Origin of the sequence: Paenibacillus silvae, assembly GCF_014639235.1 — a bacterium.
Taxonomy (GTDB): Bacteria; Bacillota; Bacilli; order Paenibacillales; family Paenibacillaceae; genus Paenibacillus; species Paenibacillus silvae.
Genome location: NZ_BMFU01000002.1, coordinates 945,466 through 959,127 on the forward strand (window position 1 = coordinate 945,466; position 13,662 = coordinate 959,127).

Sequence of the window (13,662 nt, forward strand, 5' to 3'; positions counted from 1 at the left end):
CTTTGTTTTCGTTTCAAAGTCAAACAATGGATTGGAACCGGTTCGATGGAATTATCATAAAGGATCATTTTATATTTTGTCAACGCTTTCTCGGGAAATCAGCTCAACATCCAGGATCGTCTTCTGCCTTACGCTCTGCCCTTCTACAAGCTGACTAATGTGGGCTGCGGCAAGCATTCCTGCCTGCAAATAATGATATTTTACGGTGGTCAGTGTTGGATGAATCATCTCCGTAATATCATAGTCCCCGAACCCCGTTACCGATAAATGCTGCGGAATAGAAATGTTCAGGGAAAATGCCGTTTTCATCACACCCATTGCAATATTGTCTGTTGCCGCCACAATTAGCGTGGGCATGCTTGCTTCCAGAATGGTCTGTGCTGTAACAACTGCTTCTGACATCTTAAAGCTGGTCTCGTAATATCTGACCTTACAGTCGCTGCACTCGGCTACAGCGCGTTGAAATCCGCGTTTGCGATGAATACCTACAGCCTGGTCTCTCTCGCTAACTCCAAGGTACACAATATCCCGGTGTCCCCGTTCAATTACGTGTTTCCCCATGACATAACCCGCCTGATCATCATTATGAATCAGACTGTGCAGCAGTTCATGCTGCTGTCCCACAAGCAATACGGGAATTTGAATGTCCTCAATAGCTTTCAGATGAGCATCGGTGATCTCAGCAGCCAGCAGAATAATTCCTGACACCTTTTGTCTGGCAAAATCATAAATGGCATCAATTTCGCGCTGCATATCCTGACTCGTATTGGCAATAAGCATCTGATATTGGAGCCCTCTTAGCTCCTCATCAATGCCAATCAACGTCTGGGAGGTTGCATACGAATCCAGACGTGGAACAACCGTGCCGATAATGCTTGTCTTTTTCGCTTTAAGACTGCGCGCAAATGTATTGGGAACATAATTATATTGTTTAATGATACGCTCTATTTTCTGACGGGTATTCTCACTAACCGAGCCGCCGTTCAGGAAACGCGACACCGTGCTCTTCGCCACACCCGCCATCTGAGCAATATCGGCAATGGTTTTATTCATAAAGAAACTCCTCTGTGTCTAAATAAGTTACACTAAAGATAATTTACACGGGCACTTCGATGACAGAATAACCTTCCAATCGCTGTTATCCCCAGATTTTTTTGAGTTCCTTCTTCAATGGGAAAATCCGATGATAAAGGCGACCGCTCAGCTTTTACAGGTTTTTTCTGTCCTCTCCGTTTCTGTGTAAATGATTAGTCCAACTTATTTATAAAATCGTTCGTCTAAGTATTATACCGCGAATTATAGTCCTCAGCGAACATATCAACATAAACTTTCCACACCAAAAAGCCCGGCACCCGCAGAGATTCACACAGAAAGTGTGTTCCAATGCGTACCGGGCTTGGTTATGTTGTCAAACTTCAATGATAATCGGCAGGATCATCGGTCTGCGCTTCGTTTGCGCGTAAATATAATGACCGATCTCGTCCTTCAGCTTGCGTTTGATCACATTCCACTGATTCACGCCAGCCCCCGTCAATTCCTCTATCCGGCTGACAACCCGCTCATGAAGCTCTTTCATGAATTGCTCCGAATCCTTCACAAACACAAATCCTCTTGAAATAATCTCGGGGGGAGCGACCATCTGCTTCTCTGTTTTACTGAGAGTGGTGACGATGACCAGCATACCGTCCGACGACAGCTGTCTGCGGTCCCTGAGTACAATATTGCCCACGTCACCGATCAGCAGCCCGTCAACCAGACTGTTGCCTGATGGAATCTTGGGACCTGATGAAGCGATCCCCTCCCTGTACTCCACCATATCTCCATTGTTCACAATGAAGACATGACTTGGCTCAATACCGACAGATTCAGCAAGAAGCCTGTGCTGATACAGCATACGGAACTCGCCATGAATCGGGACCAGATAATCCGGTTTCATCAAGGTGAGCATCAGCTTCAACTCCTCCTGACTGCCGTGCCCTGACACATGCATGCCCGCTGCTCCGCTGGAGCCATAGATAACACGTGCTCCCAGTACGTACAGGTTATCAATCACATGGGCCAGATTTCGTTCATTCCCTGGAATAGCTCCCGCAGCAATAATCACGGTATCTCCGGATTCAATGCTGACTTGTGGATGCTTGCCAGCAGCTAGACGGGACAATGCCGCCATCGCTTCACCCTGGCTTCCCGTACATAACACAACGACCTGCTCGCGTGGGAATTGTCCTGAATCAGCTGCCTCAATTAAAAGTCCGTCTGGAACATCGAGATATCCCAGTTCACTTGCCACACTCACCACGTTAATCATACTTCGTCCCAGCAGCGCCAGCTTGCGTCCGGTCTGAAAGGCGGCGTTCACAATCTGCTGTACTCTGCTGATATTCGAAGCAAAGGTAGAGATGAATACTTTTTGCTTGGCCCGAATAAACGCATCGAGAATGTGATCTCCGACTACACGCTCCGAAGGGGTGAAGCCTGGTCTTTCCGCATTGGTGCTCTCCGACAGCAGCACGTGCACCCCCTGCTTGCCAATCTCGGCCATCCGATGCAAGTCAGGAAACGGACCGTTCACAGGAGACATGTCAAATTTAAAATCCCCGGTATGTACCACATTTCCCGCAGGTGTCTGAAAAAAAATCCCCAGACAATCCGGAATGCTGTGACTCGTTGCAAAGAATGAAACCTCCATGCTGCCCAGTGCCAGTCGAGAATTCGCATCAATGGTATGCAGGTCTGTCTGGCGCAGCAGGTTGTGCTCTCTCAGCTTCAATTCGATCAGACCACGTGTCAGTCTGGAAGCGTACACAGGAATATTCATTTGTTTTAACAGGTAAGGTATCCCGCCGATATGGTCTTCATGTCCGTGTGTAACAACCAGAGCCCTCACTTTATCGACATTTTCGAGCAGATACGTTACATCCGGAATGATCAGATCAATCCCCGGCATCGTCTCGTCAGGGAATTTGGAACCGCAGTCAATGACAATAATGTCCTGATCGTACTGGATCAAATACATGTTTTTTCCGATTTCGTTCACGCCGCCAAGTGCAGCAATATACAGCTTGTTATGTGCGAGCTTCAAAATGCATCCATCCTCCTAACATCACGTTTCTCCATTCTTGTCTCCGTTTCTTGTCTATCCCTAGTATGGAAAGAAACGCTTTGGTTATGCACAAGTAAGTATGTATGCCAAAAAACCACATACGGAAATATTCATTCCGCAGTAGCTCATTCACAGAATAACTCTCTTTTTAAATTCCAATATATTACTTTTTTTGTCCCAGTAATGATATAATGATTACAAAATAAGGGGGGTGAATATATGAAAAAGAAATTGACTCTACTCGGAATAATTGCTGTCTTGACTCTTTCAATGTCCTCGCTTATCTCAGCAGCACCTTCTGATCCAGTAGGTCCTCAATGGACTTGCCCGCTTCCGCATAAGGCTTGCCCAGAACCTTATTAATAAATTTTTGAACTTAGCTGGCTAGGATTACTAGCCAGCTATTCTATTTCAGCTTTGATGTTGATCTCCGCTGTCCTTCTTACAAAAAGGGGTACTTCAATCGTATAACCGAGTTTACCAGCACTTTACCTTGACTGAAGTATGTCCTGTTCATACGATTTGACTTCCTTGATCCACTGTTCACGAACAGGCACACCCTGCTGGGCACAATAATAATCCCACACCGCACCAAACGGATAAGATTTGAACTCTTCCGTAAGCGCAAGGCGTGTCGTATAATCGCCCTCCAGCTCCGCCTGTTTCAGTGCATCCACCGGCTCCAGCATCGCCCGCAGCAGGGCTTTGATCGTATTGCGCGTACCGACAACCCATGCCGCTACACGGTTAATGCTGGCATCAAAGAAGTCCAGTCCGATGTGTGTCGTACCCAGCAGCTCATGACGTACCAGCTCACGGGCAATTTCAAGCAATTCATCGTCCATGATCACGACATGGTCGCTATCCCAGCGCATCGGCCGGCTGACATGCAGCAGAATGCCACTCGTAAATAAAGCCAAAGAGGACAGCTTGCCTGATATCACTTCTGTTGGATGAAAATGCCCTGCATCCAGGCATATTAGAGTGTTATTTTGCAAACCGTAGCCCATATAGAACTCATGTGAGCCTACAACATAAGCCTCTGAACCAAGGCCAAACAGCTTGCTCTCAACTGCATCCAGATTGTGCTCCGGATTCAGCGGTTCTGCAAATACTTCGTCCAGTGATTCCTTCAGACGTTTGCGCGGTGACATGCGGTCTACCGGGTTATCCTTGAAGCCGTCCGGTATCCAGACATTGGTTACACAGGTTTGGCCCAATTGTTCACCGAAGTATGCGCCGATTTTCCGTGAAGCTTTACAATGATTGATCCAGAATTTGCGGATCTCCGGGTCAGGGTGACTGAGCGTGAAGCCATCGCTTGATTTTTCATGGGAAAAACAAGTCGGGTTAAAGTCCAGTCCAATTCCGTGCTCTTTCGCCCACTTTACCCAGTTCTCGTAATGCCTCGGCTCGATCTGGTCCAGCTCCACCTGTTCGTCTGTGTCGGCGTAGATCGCGTGCAGATTCACTTTATGTTTACCCGGAATGAGTGCAAAAGCCTGCTCCAGGTCGGCACGAAGCTCCGCAGGCGTTGTTGCTGCACCCGGATATTGCCCCGTAACAGATATGCCGCCAGTCAACTCCCCTTCCTGGTTCAGAAAACCTTTGACATCGTCTCCTTGCCAGCAGTGCACGGAGACTTTAATATCTGCCAGCTTGCTCAGCACATCATCTGTATTGATGCCATGCTGTGCATATAAAGCCTTTGCCGCTTGATACGCTTGTTCCACCTGATTATGCATTCGTCAAACCTCCCTTAACGTGTAAATGCTGCCGGTACACCACCATCAATGGTCAGCATGCAACCTGTCGTTTTCTCTGATTTCGATGAAGCGAAGAAGGCAATACCTTCTGCGATATCTCTCGGGTAGATATTAACGAGCAGCGTTGTGCGTTTCCGATAATATTCTTCCAATTGATCCGGCTCAATGCCATATGCAGCGGCCCGTTCGTTTCTCCATGATCCGTTCCAGATTGCTGAACCTTGTAAAATCGCATCCGGTAGAATCGTGTTGACACGAATGCCGTATTCACCGCCTTCTGCTGCAATGCAGCGTGCCAGATGTGCTTCAAGCGCTTTGGCCGAGCTGTAAGCAGAAGCACTTTTTCCTGCATATACCGAGTTTTTGGAGCCGATGAAGACCATGCTGCCACCGATGCCCTGTTCCTTCATCAGTTTGAACGCCTCGCGAGCAACCAGGAAATAACCGGTACCCAGCACGCTGATGTTCAGGTTCCATTCCTTGAGTGACGTTTCGTCAAAAGGACTGGACGTAGCAAGACCCGCGTTGTTCACAATGATGTCTACACCGCCGTATTGCAAAGCGGTTTCAGCATATGCAGCCTGTACTGCTTCCTCATCCGTAACGTCCATTTTGAGTGCAAATGCACGATTGGCACCATATTGATCGTTAATTTCCTGTGCGACCTTCCGGGCCCCCTCCAAATTAAGATCTGCAAGCACTACATGTGCACCTTCCGAGACCAGTTTGCGTGCTGTTTCACTGCCTATACCGCCTGCGCCACCCGTAATAAACGCCACCTTACGTGAAAACTCTGTCTCTGCCGGAGCCAGAGACAATTTGTACAGCTCCAGCGGCCAGTACTCCACATTGTAAGATTCGTTGGCACTGAGCGAAACAAATTGACCAAGGCTCGTCGCTCCGCGCATAACCGCTATTGCCCGATGGTACAATGCACCGCTTACTTGAGACAGCGCCCAGCTCTTGCCTGTGTTAATCATACCTACACCTGGAATGAGAATAACGCGAGGAGCCGCTTCAAACATCACGTCGCCTTCGTTTTTGTTCTCTTCAAAATATTGCTTGTACTGCTCCTTGTACGCAGCGATGCCTTCTGCAAGTTTCACTTTCAGTCCATCGATATCATCTGCATTCGGCGCCCAGTCAATAAAGAGGGGTACCACTTTGGTATGCACCAGATGATCCGGGCAGGCTGCACCCACTTGGGACAATTGAGCCGAATCCGCTCCACCTGCAAAAGCAAGCACGTCATCCTGATCGTCAAAAGACAAAATCATCTTTTTGCTGTCCGACACCGCTCCGCGAATGACAGGCATTACCCTTGCTGCAATCCGACGACGTGTTTCTGCCGGAAGTGCCGGATGTTTAACGCCGCCAAACAGCTCAGCTTCATTCACACGTGCCTCAATAAAGGCTTCCGCTTCATTAATAATTTTGATCGTCTGTGCGTAACAAGCCTCAGAGGTTTCACCCCATGTGACCAGACCGTGCTTCTCCATAAGTACAAGCTCGGCATTCGGATTGGCGAATACGCTTTCAGCAATCATCTTGGAGAGTGTGAACCCCGGACGGACATAAGGAACCCATACAAAGCGATCACCGTATATTTCACGTGCCAGCTCTTTTCCATTATCTGCACAGCATAAGCTGATGATTGCATCCGGGTGAGTGTGGTCTACATGTTTGTATGGAAGGAACGCATGCAGCAGCGTTTCAATGGAGGCACGCGGATGTTTGGCATCAATCATGCAATGTCCAAGGTATTCCACCATCTCTTCATCAGACATCGAGTCACGCTCCATAAGAGGGCCGATATCCTCAAGGGCCAGTCCGGTAAAATGCTTGGCTTCCATAGACGCCAGATCTGAGCCGCTTCCCTTCACGTACATCACTTCGACATCACGGCCGCGAAAATCCTTCACCATTGTTTTGACAGAGGTATTGCCGCCGTAAATATTGCACACCCGGCGATCCGTTCCGATCAGATTGGAACGATAAACCAACTGCTCAAGTCTTGTTTTTTTCTCAGCTGCCTGTGCTTCATTCCATAAACTCTGTACCATTTGTTCCCCTCCGATAATGTTTGTTTTCTTCCTTATTCGAGTGTATCATCTTTGTTTTATTTTGAAAACAAAAATTTTAATCCACAAACGGAAATATTCAAAGAAATAAACAAAATCAAAATCAAACTCACTGTTCCAACCGATAGTGTGTAAAACAACAAACAGGACAAAGCACCGTAACCTCTGCCTTGTCCTGTTCTATGTGAGTAGAATTTACTTTCATTTCGCCCCATTCGAATGACGTACTTAGAATATTCCTGCTTTTTGGGACGTATTTTTGATTCCGTATGTGTCGTTAACTACCGTATTACCGTAACTGGTCAAACTGCCGTTTGGACCCGTAGCCAGATCAAGATATTCCAGACCGGAGCTATTGCCATACCACGACCAAGCCAGCCACCCTACTCCCTTCTCCTGCCCATATCTCATAATTGCATATTCATCCACATCACCATTAGTGTGATAACCACCGAACTCACCAATAATCAACGCAAGCCCTTTATTGAGTACATTTTCCATGTTTGTTTTGACTGTAGCTGCATCCTTGCCTGCATATTCATACATGTGTATGGAAAATACCGTATTTTTCATCGGATCAGCTGAAAATACACTTTGACCATAATCCACAATCGATTGCGGATATTGTCCCCAGCCTGCCGCATCAACAATCAGTGTATTTTTAATTCCTGCGTTTCTGAGCTTTGGAATGGCTTTTTTATACCCCTCTGCCCATGCATTGCCGTTCCAGGTTCCATACCATTCATTTGCAATATTTACGATGACCCGATCCTCTTTGCCGATTAAAGCCTCTTTAATGCTGATCCAGTAATTTACTGCGGCATCCAGGGAATTATAATCATCCTTGCCAGTTGCATCATGAACTTCAAGCACAGCAATCATCTTATTCTGATTGACCACATTAATAATGTTTTTAACCGAATTCAAATCATCCTTGGTATATAACACTCCGTTGGACAGAACGATTCGTACCGTATTGGCTCCAGTTTTGGCTATCGCAGGAATAGCTGTGTTCAGATCATTTTTGAACCAGGAATGTCCGTGATTCACTCCCCTCATGACAAAAGGTTTGCCCGTCGAATCATACAATTTGTTTCCACTGACATAGAAGCCAGATGCAGCAGATACCTTAGGTGCCCCGCTTGCCAGGGACATGAGCATGAGAGCAGCAATCAAAGCAAAGATTGTACATTTTTTCAGTTGCAGCATTCGTTTACAACCTCCTGTTATTTTTTTATTTTGATTCACTTTGTAATAACAAAGGAACTAAAACCGACAAGGCACAAGTCGCCATGAAATGTAGACACGACTTGAAAGTCTGTAAAGCCCAATCCAGTGTTTTTTTAAACTAAAACACCCTAAAAATAAACTTATCGTTAAAGTAATAAATACATCATAAAATGATCGCGCTTACAAATCAAACATTTTTTACATTTTCAGGTTATTCAAACATCAAAAAGACCTCTACTCCATGAAATTGTTCAACATAGGCCTGATTCACATAATGCTCGGTCGTTCCCTTCCGAAGAGGTGTGATCAAAAGCCGCAGGGCATGACTATGAAGCAGATGCCGTGATTGTTTCAGACCGATTTTCCACGGCTGTCCATACTGAATATGATCCGTTAACAGCTGCCGATGAATGTACGCCGCGGCGACATCACCCTCGTAATCGACCTCCACAAACAGATCATTAACCTTTTCAGGCCAGCACGTATCTATGTTTAAATAGGCTGCATGTTCTTTCTCATAATCAATCTGAACCCGCGGCTCATAAGGCGATACCTGTAATGTATATGTCGTAAATATAGGTTGAAGTGATTCACACAGGGTGGCATATGCAGATGCTGATGCACGCTCTGGTGCAGGATAGATGCTTGCCTTAATCTCGCTTTGCCCAGCGGAGGTACAGATCAACTGTTCATTATGAACGTGCAGATGGCTGCTGCTGATCACTAATCTTTTTTCTCCACCTAGTTCAAAAAGAAAGGATCGCAGCGCTTCCTCACGCGTCAGCGTCATGATGCGAATGATGTGTCCTTCCAGCGTAGTTACGCTGAGTTCATGATGCTGGTGAAGCCGTAAGACTCTCCTTGAGTATTCTGACCTCTGCTTTCCTTCAATCGTCCCGGCTGTACAGGCTTATCCTCGGCATCCAGTGTAAAGCGAATGATACTCCAGGACTTGACGTAAAAGAAGGATATGCATCGTTTATCGGATCGTTCATCGAATCGTTCAGCTCCCCTTTGCCTTGATGGATTAATACAAGTTAAACTAAAAATCTTTATATATAAGACAGCCCTTTTGTTATCAGCATGAACGCCTGCTGATGGTTGATGTTGATCGCCAGCACCTGATGCAGCTCCTGTGCTGCTTCATTTTTTTGGTTCAGTCCGAGCAGGCCCAATGCCCGCATGTAATGACAATGCACTTTATTCCGCTGATGCAGATCGTCGTCAAATACGAGAAAGTCCGGCAATGATACTGCAAAATAGTCCATCTGAATATGATCGTGCACATGCCGCTCCGCATAATCCATCAGTTTATGAAATCGCCTTCTGGCTTCCTTGACATCGTTTCGCTTCAGCCACGCAAGTCCCTGATAAAACATCGACTCAGGCGGCTGATCATTGTAAAACATCGCACTCGAGGGTTCGTTCAATCCGGTTGATGCCCTGCGGAAGCTCAATTCCGCAGCCGCTGTCTGCTGCAGCTGTTCATATGCACAGCCCAGATAATAATGAAGTGCATTGTCTGCACTGCCCTCCAGCTTGCCTTCTCCCAGATTTTCCGGGTAAATCTGCGCTTGGTGCAATAATTGGATGGCCTCCTCCGGCTGTCTCTGTTCTATGAACTGCTTTGCCAGCTCTGTGAGAGCGATAACATACTGTCCGGTGACCTTGCCTTCTCCCCCCTCCCATGGGTGAAACCGCCACATCTGCAGCGCCCTCCATGCCTCCTGATGAAAACCCAACATATTTAGTAACGTAACCCATTCGATATAGAGATCATCTCGTTGGTGCACGAGCGGCATGTGGGCTTCAAGCTGGCGCATTCGCTGTTCTGGCGCACAGGACATCTTCTTCTGCAATTGATCCAGTTCATAAAATACACGGGCATCCTGCGAATCCAACCGAAACGCTTTCTCCAGCGAAGACAGGGCAAGCTCAGGCTGATGCATTTTGTTGTAATATGCCAAAGCCAGATTCCGATGTGCTGTTGGAAAGGCTGGGTCTATGCTGCAGGAACGCTCCCAGTGACGAATGGCATCCTCATAACGTTTGTGGTCATACAACCCGTTGCCTGTATAATAGTGGGCACGCGCGTCTCCGGGATCTGCTGCCAGCGCATCCTGCAGAATCATCAGCTCAAATGGCGTATTTGGAAAACAATATGTTGTCGGTGCAGCACTTGCCAGCTGCTGACATTCCAATGCTCTTTCCCGTTGATGCAGCTGACGATACACGTAGGCCTGAGCATAACCAAGCATAGGATAGGATTCAACCAACTGTGTTTCGGCAACATCAAGCAAGGTGATCGCTTCTTCCCACATACCGCACTCCGCATAATCCGCAGTGATGTGAAGATAATTGTGGACATCCCCCCGCATAATTTGCAGGAAATAATCCATGCCCCGTTTGGCCCGATCGGATTGACTACTCTGACTGCTATGATTGCTTTGATTGTTCTGTTGACTTGAATTGCTTTGGTTACTCTCGTTAGACTCACGCACAAGTTCTGCTTGAAGATGATCGGCAGGCCAAGCTTTGGATAAAAAAACCATCTCGCAGGCCGTTCCGTATTCCATCGGGTCCAGCTCCAGCGTTTCTGATGCATATATGTTTGCTTGTGTGTGACGCTCCAGTTTTCGCAGCAAAGCTGTTTTTAGATGACGTGCTTTATAATTTCTGCTGTTGCGAGTCAGCGCAAGTTCGACATGCTCCAGCGCCTGAATATACTGCTTCTGGGCTGTATCCATCTGGGCCAACGTATAATATCCGATATCCTGAAACTGTGCAGACCAGACCGCTTTGTACAATGCCTCGTAGGCCTCACTCTGCCTTCCTTGAAGTTTCAGACTTACCCCCAGCTGATAATAAGCTTCGCTATCGTATGGGTTAGTATTTTTCCAGGTAAGCGACTGAACCGCTTGTCTGAAATGCTTCTCGGCAAGCTGATACAAACCTCTGCGGACCTGCAACGTACCGTATGCAATATTTAGACGAATGTCCTTATAGTCGCGCTTCAGTCCTTCCAAATAATAAGCTTCCGGTTCATACGTAGCATGCCGATACTGCTCCAGATGAAGACCTGCCAGATACAGCTGTTCGATGCTATGAATCTCGGAGGGTAAGGGCAGAGGTTCCGCCGGATCGGGAATTTCGTGAATGCTGGGCTTTGCCGGCTGATAAAATACCAGAACCTCTCCATCCTTTGTAAGCACGTGCGCCTTTAATTGATGCCATTCTTCCTCGCCACTCCACGGAAAAGTGCCTGTATAAGATTGAACTGGAGAGAGATCACATATGTCCTGCAAATAAGTTGCTGTAGCCCCCTTTACTTCAATACGGGCCTGCTCGTACACACTCGTTGCATAGATCAGAATCCTCGTGCTGCCGCTTGTCTCATCCATCTCCAGATTTAGCGCTGCATCAATCGTTGCATTTTTCACTACACCTGCATCTTTATACGGCATAAAATATTGCGTAAATGATTTCGTCTCATACGGCTGCAGCCACGTAAAATCAGGCTGATTATCGGTGTAAACACCTGTCATTAATTCAATATACGGCCCATCCTCATCCGTCAGCTGCCGATCCCACGCTTTGCCAAAATCCCCGTTTCCCCACGTCCACTGCTTCTTGCCCGGAGAAATATGGTGATTGGCGACATGTAATAGTCCAGCCTTTACACTGTGATCATAACCGCCTACAAAATTGTAATCCGACTTGTAAGCCATATAAGACGTAGGAACAGGGATGTTCTTATAACGTGATATGTCTACCCCTTCTGAATAATCCATCTTGTAATACGTGCCTGTAGCGATCGGAAAACGGGAAACGTCGCGTTTGCCATGATCCAGCACCGCATGAACATCAGGTGGAAATACCGATTGCGTGTGATCATTCACAGCTACAGCCGGATTCGCCCACCACAGGAAAGTCTGGGGTTCATTTGTTCGGTTGTAGACCTGGGCATGGATTTCGAGATAAGCTTTCCCCGGATGCAAAGTAAAACCGGTTGTCACCTTGGTGCCGTACATCCGATCAATCTCGCCCACCCATACCGTGGCACTTCCATCATCGTTATCACCAAACGTGCAATCAACCGGGCCAAATGTGTTCGGGCGATGATGCTGCGGCCAGTTAAATTCAATTCCGCCCGATATCCACGGACCTGCAAGCCCTACAAGCGCAGGTTTGATGACACGGTTGTAATAGACAAAATCATATTGATTCGTCAGATCCAGTGCACGATAGATTCGACCGCCAAGCTCTGGCATGATCTCGATACGAATATATTCGTTTTCAATAATAATCAGACGATACGATTTGGGCTTCGACTCATCCTCAATCCGATCAATGACGGGATATGGGTACACTTTGCCCGAGCTGCCCTGATAGATTCGTTTTTCCAGAAACATCGGATTTTTATCCGGCTTGCCTGTATCGTAGGTTGCAATGTCTCTCTGCTCTTCCCATACCCGAACCTTTAGCCCTGCTGAAGCCTGTTCCAATTTCGCTCACTCCTTGCCTCGTAATACGTTGATCATACGCTGGCACCAGCAAGTGTAACATTGACATTCAGCGGTTCTTCATGGACGATCTTCGGATTGTTACGCTCCACAGACAAAGAGAGCACCCTTCACTGCAAGATGCAGTGACAAGGTACTCTCTTCTTTACAAGCGATATTGATGGAATCAGCCCTGATGCAATTTCTATTGGGGGCCATGTTTATTTACGTCTTGCAAAATCTACAAATATAAACTTGTCCGGCCGATGCCGTGACTCGGTATACTGGAACTGGCTGGTGTCCTCAAGATAGACCTGGCTTCTGACAACAACAACATTATGAAAGCCTTCCAGATCCAGCAGTTCCCTGTCCTCAGCCGTCGGTTCCTCCACCAGAATTTCTTTTTTGGCATAGGAGATCGATAACCCCAGTCCCTGCTCAATATATTCATAGATGGAATCTTGGCAGATATCCTCGTCAAGCCCGGGGATTAAACGCTGGCTGATGTAATCCTTGTCCAGAATAACCTGCTCCCCGTCCACCTTACGAACACGATTAATCTGCCAGACTTGCTGCTGCTGAGCAAAGCCCGTCTTCTGGCTCAACGCCTGATCCACCGCTTGTTCTCTGAAAAGTTTAACAACGGTTTGCGCACGGTGTCCCATCTTCTGCGCCAATTCTTTAAAGCTGACCAGGCCTGATACGGGAAAATCAATTTTACGTATGTCAAGAACAATGGAGCCTTTCCCCTGAATCTTCTGAATATAACCTTCCTCATACAGCATCTTGAGCGCCTTACGTATCGTCTCTCTGGATGTTTGGTATCGTTCTGACAGCTCCAGCTCCGATTGAAGCAGTGTGCCCGCCTCAATCTCTCCATTCCGAATACGTTCCGCAATATCTTCGTATATTCGGATAAATTTATTGTTCATTTTTCATCACCATAGCTCATTACCCTTTTTATCATATTGGCAACCTGT

At 47.0% G+C, this 13,662-nt stretch carries 8 protein-coding genes; all 8 read right to left on the minus strand.

From position 1 onward, the window contains the following. Positions 1 to 69 precede the first annotated feature (69 nt). The 8 genes from IEW26_RS10075 to treR all read right to left on the minus strand — a co-directional run bounded on the left by IEW26_RS10075 (position 70) and on the right by treR (position 13,614). Positions 70 to 1,053 carry a LacI family DNA-binding transcriptional regulator gene (locus IEW26_RS10075; protein ID WP_188592274.1) on the minus strand — a complete coding sequence of 328 codons (984 nt, stop codon included), beginning with the start codon at positions 1,051 to 1,053 and terminating at the stop codon, positions 70 to 72. Positions 1,054 to 1,408: 355 nt separating this feature from the next. Beyond that, positions 1,409 to 3,082 carry a ribonuclease J gene (locus IEW26_RS10080; RefSeq protein WP_188592275.1) on the minus strand — a complete coding sequence of 558 codons (1,674 nt, stop codon included), beginning with the start codon at positions 3,080 to 3,082 and terminating at the stop codon, positions 1,409 to 1,411. A 509-nt stretch (positions 3,083 to 3,591) separates the two neighbouring features. Next, a complete protein-coding gene (gene rhaA / locus IEW26_RS10085; RefSeq protein WP_188592276.1) occupies positions 3,592 to 4,848 on the minus strand; it encodes an L-rhamnose isomerase in 1,257 nt (418 codons plus the stop codon). Positions 4,849 to 4,862: 14 nt separating this feature from the next. Further along, positions 4,863 to 6,932, minus strand: coding sequence for a bifunctional aldolase/short-chain dehydrogenase (locus IEW26_RS10090; protein WP_188592277.1), 2,070 nt, complete (start codon positions 6,930 to 6,932; stop codon positions 4,863 to 4,865). Positions 6,933 to 7,178: 246 nt separating this feature from the next. After that, the gene (locus tag IEW26_RS10095; RefSeq protein ID WP_229729801.1) at positions 7,179 to 8,111 is read right to left on the minus strand and encodes a glycoside hydrolase family 5 protein; all 933 of its coding nucleotides are present in this window, start codon (positions 8,109 to 8,111) and stop codon (positions 7,179 to 7,181) included. A 280-nt stretch (positions 8,112 to 8,391) separates the two neighbouring features. Continuing rightward, a complete protein-coding gene (locus tag IEW26_RS10100) occupies positions 8,392 to 8,970 on the minus strand; it encodes a hypothetical protein (protein ID WP_188592279.1) in 579 nt (192 codons plus the stop codon). 262 nt (positions 8,971 to 9,232) lie between these two features. Further along, complete coding sequence (locus tag IEW26_RS10105; protein ID WP_229729768.1) at positions 9,233 to 12,685, minus strand: DUF5107 domain-containing protein; 3,453 nt, start codon at positions 12,683 to 12,685, stop codon at positions 9,233 to 9,235. Positions 12,686 to 12,903: 218 nt separating this feature from the next. Continuing rightward, on the minus strand, positions 12,904 to 13,614 hold the full coding sequence (treR, locus tag IEW26_RS10110; protein ID WP_145402507.1) for a trehalose operon repressor: 711 nt from the start codon (positions 13,612 to 13,614) through the stop codon (positions 12,904 to 12,906). Between the last annotated feature and the right edge of the window lie 48 nt (positions 13,615 to 13,662).